This window comes from Cupriavidus sp. CP313 (genome assembly GCF_054072015.1).
The window spans coordinates 1-15,726 of sequence record NZ_JBSVZB010000004.1 but is presented as its reverse complement, the minus strand read 5'-3'; the positions used below and the strand labels follow the sequence as shown (position 1 = coordinate 15,726).

General features: G+C 67.2%; 14 protein-coding genes. 11 read left to right on the top strand and 3 right to left on the bottom strand.

Annotated features, from left to right (window positions below):
• Positions 1-8 precede the first annotated feature (8 nt).
• Complete coding sequence (gene boxC / locus ACW4E8_RS06650; protein WP_456803798.1) at positions 9-1,718, bottom strand: 2,3-epoxybenzoyl-CoA dihydrolase; 1,710 nt, start codon at positions 1,716-1,718, stop codon at positions 9-11.
• Between the two features lie 105 nt (positions 1,719-1,823).
• Entirely contained in the window at positions 1,824-2,783 is a 960-nt protein-coding gene (locus tag ACW4E8_RS06645) for a helix-turn-helix transcriptional regulator (protein WP_456803797.1), read from the bottom strand.
• Positions 2,784-3,051: 268 nt separating this feature from the next.
• On the opposite strand from ACW4E8_RS06645, the gene ACW4E8_RS06640 reads away from it, so the two are divergent.
• The 11 genes from ACW4E8_RS06640 (at position 3,052) to ACW4E8_RS06590 (ending at position 15,140) form a co-directional block, all read left to right on the top strand.
• Complete coding sequence (locus tag ACW4E8_RS06640) at positions 3,052-4,707, top strand: benzoate-CoA ligase family protein (protein ID WP_456803796.1); 1,656 nt, start codon at positions 3,052-3,054, stop codon at positions 4,705-4,707.
• Between the two features lie 35 nt (positions 4,708-4,742).
• Positions 4,743-5,579 (top strand): alpha/beta fold hydrolase, encoded by an 837-nt coding sequence (locus tag ACW4E8_RS06635; RefSeq protein ID WP_456803795.1) that lies wholly within the window; start codon positions 4,743-4,745, stop codon positions 5,577-5,579.
• 123 nt (positions 5,580-5,702) lie between these two features.
• Complete coding sequence (locus ACW4E8_RS06630; protein WP_013956428.1) at positions 5,703-6,905, top strand: ABC transporter substrate-binding protein; 1,203 nt, start codon at positions 5,703-5,705, stop codon at positions 6,903-6,905.
• A 72-nt stretch (positions 6,906-6,977) separates the two neighbouring features.
• Positions 6,978-7,844 carry a branched-chain amino acid ABC transporter permease gene (locus ACW4E8_RS06625; protein WP_153956163.1) on the top strand — a complete coding sequence of 289 codons (867 nt, stop codon included), beginning with the start codon at positions 6,978-6,980 and terminating at the stop codon, positions 7,842-7,844.
• Between the two features lies 1 nt (position 7,845).
• Positions 7,846-8,943, top strand: coding sequence for a branched-chain amino acid ABC transporter permease (locus tag ACW4E8_RS06620; protein ID WP_456803794.1), 1,098 nt, complete (start codon positions 7,846-7,848; stop codon positions 8,941-8,943).
• On the top strand, positions 8,940-9,710 hold the full coding sequence (locus ACW4E8_RS06615) for an ABC transporter ATP-binding protein (protein WP_114134773.1): 771 nt from the start codon (positions 8,940-8,942) through the stop codon (positions 9,708-9,710). Before ACW4E8_RS06620 ends, ACW4E8_RS06615 begins: the two co-directional genes overlap by 4 nt.
• Positions 9,707-10,432, top strand: coding sequence for an ABC transporter ATP-binding protein (locus ACW4E8_RS06610; RefSeq protein WP_456803793.1), 726 nt, complete (start codon positions 9,707-9,709; stop codon positions 10,430-10,432). The genes ACW4E8_RS06615 and ACW4E8_RS06610 overlap by 4 nt, the downstream gene beginning before the upstream one ends.
• A gap of 319 nt (positions 10,433-10,751) precedes the next feature.
• Positions 10,752-12,650 carry a potassium transporter Kup gene (locus ACW4E8_RS06605; protein ID WP_456803792.1) on the top strand — a complete coding sequence of 633 codons (1,899 nt, stop codon included), beginning with the start codon at positions 10,752-10,754 and terminating at the stop codon, positions 12,648-12,650.
• A 281-nt stretch (positions 12,651-12,931) separates the two neighbouring features.
• The gene (locus ACW4E8_RS06600; RefSeq protein ID WP_456803791.1) at positions 12,932-13,336 is read left to right on the top strand and encodes a hypothetical protein; all 405 of its coding nucleotides are present in this window, start codon (positions 12,932-12,934) and stop codon (positions 13,334-13,336) included.
• 210 nt (positions 13,337-13,546) lie between these two features.
• Positions 13,547-13,936 carry a hypothetical protein gene (locus tag ACW4E8_RS06595; protein ID WP_456803790.1) on the top strand — a complete coding sequence of 130 codons (390 nt, stop codon included), beginning with the start codon at positions 13,547-13,549 and terminating at the stop codon, positions 13,934-13,936.
• Between the two features lie 67 nt (positions 13,937-14,003).
• Positions 14,004-15,140 carry an alpha/beta fold hydrolase gene (locus ACW4E8_RS06590; protein ID WP_456803789.1) on the top strand — a complete coding sequence of 379 codons (1,137 nt, stop codon included), beginning with the start codon at positions 14,004-14,006 and terminating at the stop codon, positions 15,138-15,140.
• Positions 15,141-15,169: 29 nt separating this feature from the next.
• Here the strand turns inward: ACW4E8_RS06590 and ACW4E8_RS06585 are convergent.
• Positions 15,170-15,726 (bottom strand): bifunctional UDP-4-keto-pentose/UDP-xylose synthase (locus ACW4E8_RS06585; RefSeq protein ID WP_456803788.1); only part of this gene is annotated, 557 nt, incomplete at its 5' end.

The following is a 15,726-nucleotide window of genomic DNA, read 5'->3' as shown; positions in this document are numbered from 1 at the left end:
GCCGGGCGCTACACCCGGTCCCAGTCGAAGCGTGCCTTGTTGCCGCTGCCGAAGACCTTCAGCGCGCCGTTCTCGCCGACGGCGTTGGGGCGCTGGAAGATCCAGTTCTGCCACGCGGTCAGGCGGCCGAAGATGCGCGTTTCCATGGTCTCGGCACCGCCGAAGCGCAGGTTGGCTTCCATCCCGGTCAGTGCATCCGGCGACAGGCTGGCGCGTTCTTCCAGGGCGATGCGGATTTCATCCTCCCAGTCGATATCGTCGGGCGCGGCGGTGATCAGCCCGAGCGAGTCGGCGCTGAGCGCATCCAGCGGCGCGCCGATATGCTCGCGCACTGCCGTGAGCGCGGCCTCGTCGCCATAGAAGCGCGCCGCCAGCCGGGTTTGCCCGTTGGGCATGGGGTAGTGGCCGAAGTTGAGGGCGGAGGCGAACACGCGCGGCGCGTCGTCCGGGGCGTCGGGCAGGTGCAGCATGTAGCTGCGGTCGGCGGCCAGCGCCAGTTCCAGCAGCGTGCCGGCAAAGCAGGAATCGGCTTCGATCAGCGCGATCAGGCTGCGCGACGACACATCCAGCCGCGCCAGCGTGCGGCGCAGCATGCCGATGGTCTCGCGCACGAACCAGTGGCCGGCATGCGCGTGCAGCAGCGCATCGGCGGCCAGCACCGCGGCCGGGTCGCCATCGGTCTTGAGCACCCAGATGCCGATATCCAGGTGGTTGGCGCGCAGTGTCAGGATGGCGTCGTCAAGCTCGCGCGCCATCTTCAGCGGCCACCATTGCGCGCCGGCCGCGACCACGCCGGCGAGATCCGCGGGCTGGTGCTTGTCGGGCCCGAATACGGTCAGCGTGGCCTTGCGCGCCGCGGCATCGATATGCACGCGCACGGTCTCGTAGCGGTAGCCGTCGGGCTCGATGGTGCGCGACAGCGGTGTCAGCGTGATGCCGTGGTGGCCCTGTGGCCGGTCGCTGGTGGCCGCCAGCGCCGCCGCGCGCTCGGCGATGTACCCGGCAAAGCGCGCCGGCTTGACCACTTCGTCAACCAGCTTCCAGTCCTTGGCGCGCTGGCCGCGCACGCCTTCCGTGGTGGTGCAGAAGATGTCCGCGTGGTCGCGGCGCACGTGGCGCTTGTCGGTCACGCGGGTCAGGCCGCCGGTGCCGGGCAGCACGCCCAGCAGCGGCACCTCGGGCAGGCTTACCGCGGACGAGCGGTCATCGACCAGCACGATCTCGTCGCACGCCAGCGCCAGTTCATAGCCGCCGCCGGCGGTGGTGCCGTTGCAGGCGGCGATGAACTTCAGCCCCGAGTGCCGGCTGGCATCCTCGATGGCATTGCGGGTCTCGTTGGTGAACTTGCAGAAATTGACCTTCCACGCATGCGACGACAGCCCCAGCATGAAGATATTGGCGCCCGAGCAGAAGATGCGGTCGCGCGCGCTGGTCAGTACCACGGTACGCACTTCGGGGTGCTCGAAGCGGATGCGCTGCAGCGCGTCGTGCAGTTCGATATCGACGCCAAGGTCGTAGGAATTGAGCTTCAGCGCGTAGCCGGGGCGCAGTCCGCCTTCCTCGTCGACGTCCATCGCCAGCGTGGCGACGGGGCCGTCGAAACTCAGTTTCCAGTGGTGGTACTGGTCGGGATGACGCTCGAAGGTGACGGGTGCGGGCCTGTCTGACGAGGCGGCTGCCTGGTCAGGGCACAGTGGGGCGTTTGCCGGCGCGGACATGGCTGTCTCCTGAATGCACTATAGTGCCTTGCGGCTTTTGATGAAATATAGTGCATGGAGACGGCCGGCGCAATCTCTTTGTCAGCCGCGCCGCCGGCCGGGTGGTCAGGCGCCGGCGGCCTGCAGCTGGGCGCGCAACTGTTGCAGCGAGGCGGTGGCGTCCCGGCCGCTGGTGTCGATCGAGATATCGGCGCGGTCATAGAGCGGCGCGCGTGCCTGCAGGATGCGGCGCAGGTCGGCCATGGCCTCGCGGTTGCCTTCCATCGGCCGCATGTCGCCCTGGGCCACCACGCGCGCCATGTGTTCCTCCGGCGAGGTGCGCACCCAGATGGTGTAGCACTGCGACAGCAGCAGGTTGAAGGTGGCGGGTTCAGAGACCAGGCTGCCCGGCGTGGCCAGCACCAGGCGGTCGTGCTCGCGCAGGGTGCGCTCCAGTGCGCGCATTTCGTAGCGGCGGTAGGCCGCCTGGCCGTAGAGCGAATGGATTTCCGACAGGCTGGCGCCGGCTTCCTGCTCGATCACGGTGTTCAGTTCGACAAAGGGCACGTCCCTGGCCGCAGCCAGCGCGCGGCCGAGGGTCGACTTGCCGGCGCCGCGCAGGCCGATCAGCGCGATGCGGCGGTGGCGCGCATCGCCGGACTCTGCGGGGGCCAGTGCATGGCGGCAGGCCTCACGCACGCGCGCCAGGTCGCCCGCGGGCAACTGCGCCAGCCATTGCACCATCTGCGCAAACTCGGTGGCCTGCTCGCCGTTCAGGCCGTCCACTTCGGCCAGCACCACCGGCAGCGGCACGTCGAGTGCGCGCGCCACCTGGCGCAGCAGCAGCACCGACGCATTGCCGGTGCCGGTTTCCAGGTTGGCCAGGTAGCGCTCGGACACGCCGGCGCCGCGCGCCAGGTCCTTGCGCGACATGCCGCGCGAGGCGCGCAGCGAGCGGATGCGCTCGCCCAGCAGCGTCAGGTAGGGGTCGCGCTCGGCGTTGGCGGCTGCAGCGGGCGCATCCCCGGCAGGGCGCGTGTCGGCTTCGGTCTCGTTGGCGGGCAGCGGGGCGGGATCGCGGCGCATGGTGTTCGTTTCGGGTTGACCGACAGGAAAAGCAAGGGCGCATTATACGAGCAGCCTTGGTGCGCCAAGTGGCGCGGCAGGCAGTCGGTTCGATAAAGCCTGCTCTATAGTGCATCCCCTCGCTTGCATAATAGTTGATATGAAATAAAATGCATCAACAAGCGGATGCCGGCATGCACATTGGCGGACATCGGCAAGCAGAACAGCGACTGGACTGACGTTGGCGCGGCGCCCATGGCCCGCGGCGCGACACCAAGGAGTGGAGACAATGACGCCCCCCAATACCGCCGCCGGCATGCCAGCGGCTGCATCGCCCGTGCCGCCGGCTGTCCCACCCGCCACCGATGCCGTTGCGGCACTGCCCACCCGCTACAACGCCGCCGAAGACCTGCTGTCGCGCAATCTGGAGGCAGGGCGCGGGGCCAAGACAGCCTACATCGACGACACCACCTCGCTGACTTATGGCGAGCTCGATGCCCGTGCCCGCCGCTTTGCCGGCGCGCTGCGCGACGCGGGCTTGCGCCAGGAAGAGCGGCTGCTGCTGTGCGCGCTCGATACCATTGATTTCCCCACGGTGTTCCTTGGCTGCCTGCTGGCGGGCGTGGTGCCGGTGGCGGTCAATACCCTGCTGACCGCGGACGATTACGCCTACATGCTTGGCCACAGCGGCGCGCGCGCCGTGGTGGTGTCGGAGCCGCTGCTGCCGGTGATGAAGGCCGCCATCGAGAAGAGCGGGCTGGCGCCGATGGTGATCCAGGCGGCGCCGCATGCCGATGGCGCGCCGGCGTGCAGCGTGGGCGCGATGCTGGCGCGCACGCGTTCTCCCGCGCAGACCGTGCGCAGCGGCCCGGACGACATGGCGTTCTGGCTGTATTCGTCGGGCTCGACCGGGCGGCCCAAGGGCACCGTGCATACGCATGGCAACCTGTTCCATACAGCTGACCTGTATGCCCGCCAGGTGCTGGGCATCCGCGAGGACGACGTGGTGTTCTCGGCCGCCAAGCTGTTCTTTGCCTACGGGCTGGGCAATGCGCTGACTTTTCCGATGTCGGTCGGCGCCACCACCGTGCTGATGGCCGAGCGGCCCACGCCGGCGGCCGTGTTCAGGCGGCTGCGCGAGCAGCGGCCCACGGTGTTCTGCGGCGTGCCCACGCTGTTTGCGGGCATGTTGGCGGCGCCTGAGCTGCCGCCGCGCGCCGAGGTGGCGTTGCGTGTATGCACCTCTGCCGGCGAGGCCCTGCCGCGCGATATCGGCGAACGCTTCCTGGCGCATTTCGGCTGCGACATCCTGGATGGCATCGGCTCCACCGAGATGCTGCACATCTTCCTGTCGAACCGGCCGGGTGAGGTGCGCTACGGTACCACCGGCAAGCCGGTGCCAGGCTACGCGCTGAAGCTGCTGGACGAGCGCGGCGAGCCGTGCGCGCCTGGCGAGATCGGCGATCTCTATATCAAGGGCCCCAGTGCCGCGCTGATGTACTGGTGCAACCGCGACAAGAGCCGCGATACCTTTGTCGGGGAATGGACGCGCAGCGGCGACAAGTACCTGTGCGATGCCGATGGCTACTACACCTATGCCGGCCGCAGCGACGACATGCTCAAGGTCGGCGGCATCTACGTGTCGCCGTTCGAGGTCGAGGCCGCGCTGGCGCAGCACCCGGCCGTGCTGGAGGCGGCGGTGATCGGCGTCACGGATGCCGACGAACTGGTCAAGCCCAAGGCCTTTGTCGTGCTGCGGCCCGGACAGCAGTGGCATGACGGCATGGCCGCGGAACTGCAGGCCTTTATCAAGTCGCGTCTCGCGCCGTACAAGTACCCGCGCCAGATCGAATGCGTGCCCGAACTGCCCAAGACCGCGACCGGCAAGATCCAGCGCTTCCGCCTGCGCCAGCGCGAGCAAGCCGCGCGGGAGGCGGCGCAATGAAGCGCCCGTAGCCGCTGGACATCCCTTCTGAACCAATGCAAGACAACAACGTGCCCATGCAAAGCAGCCTGGTGGAAATTCCCTTCGACAACCGCCGTATCCGGATCGAGTACCAGTGGCTGCGGCCTGAACGCGCGCAGCGCCCGCTGGTGGTGTTCCTGCATGAGGGGCTGGGCTCGGTCAGCATGTGGCGCGATTTTCCGCGCGATTTTTGTGAGGCCGGCGACTATCGCGGCCTGGTGTTCTCGCGCTACGGCTACGGACGTTCGACGCCGCGGCCGCACGACGAAAAATGGCGTCCCGACTTCATGCATCGCCAGGCACGCGAGGCGCTGCCCGCATTGTTCGACGCGCTCGACATCGGTCCCGGCCGCACGCACGGCATGCCCTGGCTGCTGGGCCACAGCGACGGCGGCTCGATCGCGCTGATCCACGCCGCCAGCTTTCCACAGGCGGTTGCCGGCATCACCGTGCTGGCGCCGCATATCGTGGTCGAAGACCTGTCGGTGCGCAGCATCGCGGGCACGCGCCAGGCTTACCTGGAGACCGACCTGCGCCAGCGGCTGGCGCGCCATCATGACGACGTCGATTCGGCCTTCTGGGGCTGGAACGATATCTGGCTCGACCCCGAATTCCGCCAGTGGGACCTGCGGCCGCTGCTGTCCGGGCTGCGCTGCCCGGTGCTGGCGGTGCAGGGCGAGGACGACGAGTACGGCACCATGGCGCAGATCGAGGGTATCCATCGATATGCCCCCCAGACCACCCTGCTTAAACTCGCGCGATGCGGGCACTCGCCACATCGCGACCAAAAAGATCCGTTGACGTTGGCCGCGGTTCGGCATATAAACGCATATACTTCAAACCTAAAATAATTCGGCTTCCCGCCAGTTGCGAAGGGTCTTCCGGGCGTTGTCGGCACCGGCGCGGACCACGGCAAGGGCAGGGGTGACCGGCAACGGTCCAGCGAGCCACCGGCTTGACCACCAGGAGACACCATGCGTCGCTTCACCTCGCGCAGGCTTGCGCCTGCCTGCCTTGCCGTCGCCACCGTCTTTGCCATGGCCGGTGCGTCCGCGCAGCCGGCGGCCCCCGCACCCGCTGCACCAGGGGGAAAGATCAAGGTCGGCTTCATGCTGCCGTACACCGGCACCTACGCGGCCCTGGGTACGGCCATCGAGAACGGCTTCCGCATGTACGTGCAGCAGCAGGGCGGCAAGCTCGGCGGACGCGACATCGAGTACTTCAAGGTCGACGATGAATCCGATCCGGCCAAGGCGCCGGAGAACGCCACCAAGCTGGTCAAGCGCGACCAGGTCGACGTGGTGGTCGGCACGGTGCATTCGGGCGTGCAGATGGGCATCGTCAAGGTGGCCAAAGAGAACAACACGCTGCTGATCATCCCCAATGCCGGCGTGGACGAGGCAACTGGTCCGCTGTGCGGCCCCAATATCTTCCGCACCTCGTTCTCGAACTGGCAGCCGGGCTACGCCATGGGCCAGGTGCTGGGCGAGCGCGGCCTGAAGAAGGTGGTGACGCTGACCTGGAAGTACGCCGCCGGCGAACAGTCGGTGAAGGGCTTCAAGGAAGCGTTCGAGGCCAAGGGCGGCAAGGTGGTGAAGGAACTGAACCTGCCCTTCCCCAATGTCGAGTTCCAGGCGCTGATTACCGAAGTGGCGTCGCTCAAGCCCGACGCCGTGTTCGTGTTCTTTGCCGGCGGCGGCGCGGTCAAGTTCGTCAAGGACTGGGCTGCGGCGGGGCTCAAGGACAAGATCCCGCTGTACGGCTCGGGCTTCCTGACCGACGGCACGCTCGAAGCACAGGGCAATGCCGCGCAGGGGCTGGAAACCACGCTGCATTACGCCGATGGCCTGACCAACCCGCGCGACAAGAACTTCCGCCTGGACTACGCCAAGACCTACAAGCTGCAGCCCGACGTGTACGCAGTGCAGGGCTACGATGCCGCCCAGCTGCTGGCGGCCGGCGCCACGGCGGTGAAGGGCGACATGACGCGCAAGGCCGACCTGTACAAGGCGATGGGCGCGGCCAGGATCGACAGCCCGCGCGGCGCCTTCACGCTGTCCAAGGCGCATAACCCGGTGCAGGACTTCTACCTGCGCAAGGTCGACGGGCGCGAGAACAAGGTCAGCTCGGTTGCCGTCAAGGCACTGGCCGACCCGGCCCGCGGCTGCCGCCTCTGATCGGCTCTTCCGGAGCAGCCTGATACCGCGCCTTCATCCCTCAGGGACAGGCGCGGTGGCGGCTGACGCAACATGGATATCGTCTCCTTCCTGATCCAGTGCCTGAACAGCGTGCAGTACGGCCTGCTGCTGTTCCTGGTGGCCAGCGGCCTGACGCTGATCTTCGGCATCATGGGCGTGATCAACCTTGCCCACGGCAGCTTCTACATGCTGGGCGCCTACCTGGCCTTCACGCTCGCCGGCCTGACCGGCAACCTGTTTATCGCCATCCCGCTCGGCATCGTGCTGGCGGTGGCATTCGGCTACGTGCTGGAATGGGCCTTCTTCAGCTACCTGTATGAGCGCGACCACCTGCAGCAGGTGCTGATGACCTACGGGCTGATCCTGGTGTTCGAGGAGTTGCGCAGCATCCTGGTCGGCGATGACGTGCACGGCGTGCAGGTGCCGGCGCTGCTGGACGGCTCATTGGCGATCGGCAACGACATGACCTATCCGGTGTACCGCCTCTTTATCTCCGCCGTATGCCTGGTGGTGGCCCTGGCGATGTACTACGTGATCCGGCGCACCCGGCTGGGCATGATGATCCGCGCCGGCGCCACCAACCGCGAGATGGTGCAGTCGCTGGGCATCAACATCACGGTGCTGTACCGTTTCGTGTTCGCACTGGGCGTGGCGCTGGCAGTGCTGGCCGGCATGATCGCCGCGCCGGTGTCGTCGGTATATCCGGGCATGGGCGCGCAGGTGCTGATCGTCTGCTTCGTGGTGGTGGTGATCGGCGGCATCGGCTCGGTCAAGGGCGCGCTGGTGGCGTCGCTGCTGCTGGGCTTCGTCGATACCTTCGGCAAGGTGTTCTGGCAGGAGGCGGCCGGCGTGCTGATCTACCTGCTGATGGCGGTGATCCTGCTGTGGAAGCCGCAGGGGCTGTTCAAGGCAGGATGACATGAACCCGACGACATTGCCGGCGCGCCGGCACTCCTTCCGCAACGCCACGCTGGCCACCGGGCTGGGCTGGCTGGTGGCGTTCGCGGTGCTGGCGGCACTGCCGCTGCTGCTGACCGCGGACAGCAACAAGTTCTACATCGAGCTGCTCAGCAAGGTGATGATCATGGCGATCTTCGCGCTGTCGCTGCAGCTGCTGATTGGCTACACCGGGCTGGTCAGCCTGGGCCATGCCGCGTACTTCGCCATGGCGGCGTATGCCACCGCAATCCTGGCGCCGCAGGCCGGCCCGGGCAACGGCTGGCTGCTGCTGGCGGGTGCGCTGGCCGCATCGGCGCTGCTGGCGCTGGTGGTGGGGGCGCTGGTGCTGCGCACCCGCGGCGTGTATTTCATCATGGTGACGCTGGCGTTCGCGCAGATGGTGTATTTCGTCTTCCACGACACCAAGATCGCGGGCGGCAGCGATGGCACCTATATCTATTTCCGGCCGGAGTTCCCGGTGCCTGGCGAGCACCTGCTGACGGTCAACGATCCCACGCACTTCTACTGGCTGGTATGGACCGGGCTGGTGCTGACGGTGGCGGTGCTGGCGCTTGTGCTGCGCTCGCGCTTCGGGCATGCGCTGGTCGGCATCCGCCACAACGAGCAGCGCATGCGCGCGGCCGGCTATGCCACCTACCGCTACCAGCTTGGCGCCTTTGTCGCGGGCGGGCTGCTGGCGGGACTGGCCGGGTTTCTGTATGCGATCCAGTTTGGCTTCGTCAATCCGGAGATCGCGTCGTGGCACCAGTCCGGCAACGCCATGCTGATGGTGATCCTGGGCGGCGTGGGCAGCCTGGCCGGCGCCGTGCTGGGTGCGTTCTCGTTCGTGCTGCTGGCCGAGTGGTTCAGTACGCTGACCAAGCACTGGCAGCTGCTGATGGGCGGCTTCATCATCGTCGCGGTAGCGCTGCTGCCGCGCGGGCTGGTCAGCCTGCCATCGGTGTTGCGGCACGGGCGTCGCGGGCGCCGCAATGGCGATGCCGGCACCGGCACGGATGAGGCAGCGGGCACTGCGGACAGCCGCCGCGAAGGACGCCGCAATACGGAGGCCGCATGACATCGCAAGGAACCCCGATCCTGCAGGCGCAGCAACTGACCCGGCGCTTCGGCGGCCTGACCGCCGTGGCCGGCGTCGACCTGTCGCTGGCACTGCATGAGATCCATGCCGTGATCGGCACCAACGGCGCGGGCAAGTCCACGCTGATCAATATGCTGTCCGGCGAACTGCCGCCATCGTCCGGTCGCCTGCACCTGAAGGGCGAGGACGTGACCGGCTGGTCGCAGCCGCGGCTGGCGCGCCATGGGGTGGGGCGCAGCTACCAGCGCAACAATATCTTCCTGCCGCTGACGGTGCGCGAAAACTGCCGGCTGGCCGCCCAATCGCGCGCGCAGCGCGCGTGGCGGCTGTGGGAAAGCGCCCAGGGCTGCCGCACCAGCGCCACGCTGGCCGACGAGGCCCTGGAGCGGGCCGGCCTGGCGCCGCTGGCGGACCGGCTTGCCAGCGACCTGGCGCATGGCCAGAAGCGGCAGCTGGAGGTGGCAATGTGCCTGGCCACGCAGCCGGTCGCATTGCTGCTGGACGAGCCGCTGGCCGGCATGGGCGCGGAGGAGTCGGCGCGGATGCTGGCGCTGTTGCGCGGCCTGCGCGAAGGCCACGCCATCCTGCTGGTCGAGCATGACATGGACGCGGTGTTCTCGGTCGCCGACCGCATCACCGTGATGGTCAACGGCGCCGTGATTGCCACGGGCAGCCCCGAGGCGATCCGGACCAACCACGAGGTCCAGGTCGCCTACCTGGGCGAGGAAGAGAGCGAGGCAGCATGAATGCACCGATCCATTCGCCGATGATCGAGGCCACCGGCATCAACGCCTGGTATGGCTCCAGCCACGTGCTGCGCGACGTCGACTTCATCGTGGGCGTGGGCGAAACGGTCGGGCTGCTGGGCCGCAACGGCATGGGCAAGAGCACGCTGTTGCGCACGCTGCTGGGCCATGTGCGCCAGCGCCAGGGGCAGATCCGCGTCGCTGGCCGCGACGTCTCGCGCGCGCAGCCGTTCGAGGTGGCGCGCCTGGGCGTGGCCTACGTGCCGGAGGGCCGCGGCATCTTCCCCAGCCTGTCGGTGCGCGAAAACCTGCTGATGGCCGCGCGCAAGGGCTGCAACGGCCGCAACGACTGGGACGAGGCGCGCGTGCTCGACCTGTTCCCGCGCCTGAAGGAACGCCTGTCCCATGGCGGCCAGCAGCTGTCCGGCGGCGAGCAGCAGATGCTGTCCATCGGCCGCGCGCTGATGACCAATCCCGACTGCCTGGTGCTGGACGAGGCCACCGAAGGGCTGGCCCCGCGCATCGTGCGCGAGATCTGGGAGGTCATCGCCACCGTGCGCGGCACCGGCATCGCCTCGGTCGTGGTCGACCGCAATTTCCGCTCGGTGCTGGTGCACGCCGACCGTGCCGTGGTGCTGGAGAAGGGCCGGGTGGTGATGGCCGGCCCCGCGTCGGACCTTGCCGGCAAGCCCGAAGCCCTGGACCGCTACCTGGGCGTTTGAGGTATAAAGCGCCGCATAAGGCTCTTATGTTGTCCTGCCGCAACGCTGCTTGCGGGCGCAAGGACACGCTGTTTTGCTCTCCCAGGGCTTGACCATCCGCCGCTTCCCTCCCATCCTTGCGAAGTCACGAAAGCGGCATCCCTGTTTGCCGCAGTGGTCGATAGTCGACAGTTCATCTAGAATTGCGCGCGTTTGTGCAATGCAATAAGTACCGCGAGAAGAACCGGAAGCGGGCGCAGCAACCTGTTGCGCTGGATGGGACCGGACCGCGGCAGAGCCAACAAAGCTGCCGGCGATCTGGTCGAGCAGACCCAATTTCATGACCCAATCCACAACCAGCCATTATTTTGTCGAGAGCCCGAGCACGCGCGCCCTGGTGCTCGGCGCGGTAGGCGTCGTCTTCGGCGACATCGGCACCAGCCCGCTGTATGCCCTCAAGGAGTGCTTCAGCAAGGAGCACGGCATCATGTTCAGCCCGGAGGCCGTGCTGGGCATCATCTCGATGCTGTTCTGGGCCATGATCATCGTGGTCTCGATCAAGTACGTGGTCTTCGTGATGCGGGCCGACAACGACGGCGAAGGCGGCGTGCTGGCGCTGATGGCACTGGTGCTGCGCTCCGTGGCGCCACGCTCTGGCAAGGCCAGGGTGCTGATGATGCTGGGCATCTTCGGCGCCTGCATGTTCTACGGTGACGCGGTCATCACGCCGGCGATCTCGGTGCTGTCGGCGGTGGAAGGGCTGGAGATCGCCGCGCCGCAGCTGTCGCAGTTCGTGATACCGATCACGCTGGTGATCCTGGCGGCGCTGTTTCTGATCCAGCGCCATGGCACTGCGACCATGGGCAAGCTGTTCGGGCCGATCATGACCGCCTGGTTCCTGGCGCTGGGGGCGCTGGGGATCTACCAGCTGGTGCAGGCGCCTGAAATCCTGAAAGCGGTCAACCCGTACTATGCGATCACCTTCCTGGTAGAGCATGCGCTGCAGGCCTTTATCGTGCTGGGCTCGGTGTTCCTGGTGCTGACCGGGGCCGAGGCGCTGTACGTCGACATGGGTCACTTCGGCGCGCGCCCGATCCGCATCGGCTGGTTTGTGCTGGTGATGCCCTGCCTGATGCTGAACTACTTCGGCCAGGGCGCGATGCTGCTGCACAACCCGGCCGGCGCCGAGAACCCGTTCTACCTGATGGTGCCTGAGCTGCTGCAGATCCCGATGGTGCTGCTGGCCACCTGCGCCACCGTGATCGCCTCGCAGGCGGTGATCTCCGGCGCGTTCTCGCTGACCAGCCAGGCGATCCAGCTGGGCTTCCTGCCGCGCATGCGCGTGCGCTACACCTCGGCCGCCGAGATCGGCCAGATCTATCTGCCGGTGATCAACTGGCTGCTGCTGGTGCTGGTGATCGGCGTGGTGATCTCGTTCAAGAAGTCCGAGAACCTGGCCGCCGCCTACGGCATCGCCGTGACCACCACCATGGTCATCACCACCATCCTGGCCGCGGTGTGCATGCGCAACGTCTGGAAGTGGAACCCCGCGCTGGTCGCGGTGGTGGGGCTGGGCTTCATCCTGGTGGACATGGCGTTCTTTGCCGCCAACCTGCTCAAGGTTGCCGAGGGCGGCTGGTTCCCGCTGCTGCTGGGCAGCGCGACGTTCTTCCTGCTGATGACCTGGTACAGCGGCCGCAAGCTGCTGCGCGCGCGCAGCCTGGAAGACGGCATTCCGCTCGAACCCTTTATCGCCGGGCTGCTGGCGCACCCGCCGCACCGCGTCGAGGGCACCGCGGTGTTCCTGACCGGCAATACCGAGGCCGTGCCGGTATCGCTGCTGCACAACCTGAAGCACAACCGCGTGATGCATGAGCGCGTGGTGTTCCTGACCTTCGTCACGCGCGACATCCCCTACGTGGACGACAACCAGCGCGTGAGCAGCAAGGACCTGGGCGGCGGCGTCTTTATCCTGAAGTCCGAATACGGCTTCAAGGAAACGCCCGATGTGCAGAGGGTGCTGGACCTGGCCGACCGCAAGCTTGGCATGCACTTCGAGCTCATGGAGACCTCGTTCTTTATCGCGCGTGAATCGGTGATTCCGTCCAAGCTGCCGGGCATGCCGATGTGGCGCGAGAGCCTGTTCGCCTGGATGCACCAGAACGGCGCCAAGCCGTCGGACTTCTTCCAGATCCCGGCCAACCGGGTGGTGGAGCTGGGCACCAAGGTCGAGATCTGAACGGGCGGGCCCCGGCGCCCGCTTTCGTCGAGCCTCAGCAACCCCCGGACGCGCCGCCAGGCGACCCGGGGGTTTTGCTTTCTGCTCGGTTCCCGCCGCCTGCCTGCCATGCGCCACCCGCAGCCCGGCCCTCGGGGCGCTTGTCCCGGGAAGTCGCGCATTGCGGACGCCGACCCGGGACACCGGCCTCATGCGTGCACACCGCCCCTCGCCAGACAATGCAACCCTCAGCTTGTCACTGACCGCCTTCATGGCGGTCCCTTCCAGAAGGAGCCTGTGCCATGTGCGCGTTGCAGCAGTGGTCTCGCCAGTCCAGCCGGCATGCCGACGGTACCCGTCGCATCCGTCGGCTGAGGCGGGCGCTGCCGCCGTGGCTGCCATCGCTGCTGCCGGCGCTCCTGCTGCTCTACGTCCTCTGTCATTCACATGCGAACTGGGAATCGTGCCTCGCCTCACTGCGTGAGCTGAATCACGATCACGGCGCGCCGGCGCGCGAGCTGGGACGCGCGTTGTCGCTGGCGCGCTCCCTGCGCGGACGCCAGGCACCGGATCCGGCTGCCTGGCACGCCGCGGTGCGGCTGGCCGCCGACCGGGGGTCGGCGTGCCTGGCGGCACTCTGGCGCAGTCCGGCGCGGCTGTTGCCGTCGCTGGCACCGCTGTTCGCGATGCTCGCATGGCTGCACTGACGCAGGGCGGCCGCTTCCCCGCATCCGCATACCACTGATCCAGGAGTCAGGCGCTGCGCCGCTGCCATGATGGGATGGCAGCCGGCCTGCGCCAGGCAACGGCTGGCACGGCCGAGGCGATCCCGTGCGGCCCGTGCCGTTTCGTAGCCGATCGCCTGCATGAGGCGTGCCGTCGCGGCAATGCCGCCGGCATCCCTGTTGGAGATAGCAATGCATAAGTATTTTGCCAAGACCCTGCTTGTCGCTGCCGCACTCGCCGCCGGGTTCAGTCATGCCGCCCACGCCGGTGCATATGGCGAAGCACTGGCCGCTGCCGTGCCGCGCCACAGCGCGCATCGCGACGCCTTCACGGAGGGCGCGCGCAGTCCGGCCGCCGAGGCCGCGATGCGGCCCGTGGTGGCGCGCGGCAGCATGTCAGTGTGCGTGGTCCGTGGCTTTGATCCGAACCGGGATGCGATGCGCAAGCCTGATCCCTATACGGATGGCGCGCGCATGGGAAGCTTCGATCCCTTTACCGAAGGGACGCGTATCAGTTCTCGCGATGGTTTCACCGACGGCGCGCGCAGCGATGCACGCGGCAGCGAGGAATGCCTGTCCTGAGTGATCGACGGTGCTTTGGCACCGCCCATCCTTTGTCTAAGCTAGGGAAGTCACGCGGCGCGCCCGCATGGCAGCTGCGGCCCGCGGCTGCCGGCAGGCCGTCCCAGCACCGCGCGGCCCCGACATGCCGATGTTCAAGCAGCAGCTCCGCCTGTGCACCAGCCGTGATGGCGTTCGCCTTGCGTACGCCATCACGGGCTGCGGTGCGCCGCTGGTCAAGGCGGCCAACTGGATGAGCCACCTGGAGTTCGACGTCGGCAGCCCGGTGTGGAGCCACATGATCACGGCGCTGTCCGCCACGCATACGCTGATCCGCTATGACGAACGCGGCTGCGGGCTTTCTGACCGGGATATCGAGGACCTGTCCTTCGACGCCTGGCTGCGCGACCTGGAAACCATCGTCGACGCCACCGGGGTCAACCATTTTCCGCTGCTGGGTATCTCGCAGGGCGCATCGATTGCCGTCGCCTACGCGGTCGCGCATCCCGAGCGGGTCAGCCACCTGGTCCTGCACGGCGGCTACGCGCGCGGGCGCCTGAAGCGCGACAACCTGAGCCAGCGCCTGCTGGAAGAGGCCGAGCTGATGAACAAGCTCGCCGAGCTTGGCTGGGGCCAGGAGAACCCCGCCTTCCGCCAGTTCTTCACCACCCAGTTCATCCCCGGCGGCTCGGCCGAGCAGCATGCATGGTTCAACGAGCTGGAGCGGGTCTCTACCTCGCCGCTGAATGCCGCACGCTTCATGCGCGTCTTCAATGAGATCGACGTGGTGAAGCTGCTGCCGCGGGTATCGTGCCCGACACTGGTGCTGCACGCGGTGCGCGATGCGCGCGTGCCGTTCGACGAAGGGCGCCTGATCGCCAGCGAGATTCCCGGCGCGCGCTTCGTGCCGCTGGAAAGCGGTAATCACCTGTTGCTGGAAACCGAGCCCGCATGGCTGCGCTGGCTGGACGAGGTGCGCGCCTTCCTGCCCGCCACGGAGCCGGTGCGCGATCCCGCCTTCACCGCGCTGACCCGGCGTGAGCGCGATATCGTCGAACTGATCGCGCAGGGCCGCGACAACGCCCAGATCGCCGCCCATCTCGACCTGTGCGAAAAGACCGTGCGCAACCACATCACCAGCATTTTCTCCAAGCTGGAAGTGGAAAACCGCGCGCAGGCCATCGTGCTGGCGCGCAAGGCCGGCTTTGACCGCGCCGGTGCCTGAGCAGCAGGCCGGCGCGCAACCTCGGTGGACTAGCCCTGGTTCACCAGCGTGCGTGCATCGGTCACGTGCCCGCGATACGCCTCGAAGATGCGGCGCAGCGCCGCTTCCATGCTGATCTCAGGCTTCCAGCCCAGCTCTTCGATGGTGTTGTCGATCTTGGGCACGCGGTGCTGCACATCCTGGTAGCCCTTGCCGTAGAAGTCGCCCGAGGAGGTCTCGATGATCTGCGTCTTGCGTGCTTCGTCGGCGTATTCCGGGTAGTCGGCGGCCATCTTCAGCATCATCTCGGCCAGCTCGCGCACCGAGTGGATATTGCCCGGGTTGCCGATGTTGTAGATCTTGCCGCTGGCCACGCCGTTGGGATTCTCGATGATGCGCATCAGCGCGTTGATGCCGTCGGCGATATCGGCAAAGGCGCGCTGCTGGGCGCCGCCGTCGACCAGCTTGATCGGTTCGCCGCGCACGATATGGCCGAGGAACTGCGTCACCACGCGTGACGAGCCTTCCTTCGATTCGAAGATCGAGTCCAGCCCGGCGCCGATCCAGTTGAACGGACGGAACAGGGTGTAGTTCAGGCCTTGCTCCA

What these genes read in the sequence shown, in the direction of transcription:
- boxC (WP_456803798.1), bottom strand. Translation starts at nt 1,718, where the DNA reads ATGTCCGCGCCGGCAAACGCCCCACTGTGCCCTGACCAGGCAGCCGCC.
- ACW4E8_RS06645 (WP_456803797.1), bottom strand. Translation starts at nt 2,783, where the DNA reads ATGCGCCGCGATCCCGCCCCGCTGCCCGCCAACGAGACCGAAGCCGAC.
- ACW4E8_RS06640 (WP_456803796.1), top strand. Translation starts at nt 3,052, where the DNA reads ATGACGCCCCCCAATACCGCCGCCGGCATGCCAGCGGCTGCATCGCCC.
- ACW4E8_RS06635 (WP_456803795.1), top strand. Translation starts at nt 4,743, where the DNA reads ATGCAAGACAACAACGTGCCCATGCAAAGCAGCCTGGTGGAAATTCCC.
- ACW4E8_RS06630 (WP_013956428.1), top strand. Translation starts at nt 5,703, where the DNA reads ATGCGTCGCTTCACCTCGCGCAGGCTTGCGCCTGCCTGCCTTGCCGTC.
- ACW4E8_RS06625 (WP_153956163.1), top strand. Translation starts at nt 6,978, where the DNA reads ATGGATATCGTCTCCTTCCTGATCCAGTGCCTGAACAGCGTGCAGTAC.
- ACW4E8_RS06620 (WP_456803794.1), top strand. Translation starts at nt 7,846, where the DNA reads ATGAACCCGACGACATTGCCGGCGCGCCGGCACTCCTTCCGCAACGCC.
- ACW4E8_RS06615 (WP_114134773.1), top strand. Translation starts at nt 8,940, where the DNA reads ATGACATCGCAAGGAACCCCGATCCTGCAGGCGCAGCAACTGACCCGG.
- ACW4E8_RS06610 (WP_456803793.1), top strand. Translation starts at nt 9,707, where the DNA reads ATGAATGCACCGATCCATTCGCCGATGATCGAGGCCACCGGCATCAAC.
- ACW4E8_RS06605 (WP_456803792.1), top strand. Translation starts at nt 10,752, where the DNA reads ATGACCCAATCCACAACCAGCCATTATTTTGTCGAGAGCCCGAGCACG.
- ACW4E8_RS06600 (WP_456803791.1), top strand. Translation starts at nt 12,932, where the DNA reads ATGTGCGCGTTGCAGCAGTGGTCTCGCCAGTCCAGCCGGCATGCCGAC.
- ACW4E8_RS06595 (WP_456803790.1), top strand. Translation starts at nt 13,547, where the DNA reads ATGCATAAGTATTTTGCCAAGACCCTGCTTGTCGCTGCCGCACTCGCC.
- ACW4E8_RS06590 (WP_456803789.1), top strand. Translation starts at nt 14,004, where the DNA reads ATGGCAGCTGCGGCCCGCGGCTGCCGGCAGGCCGTCCCAGCACCGCGC.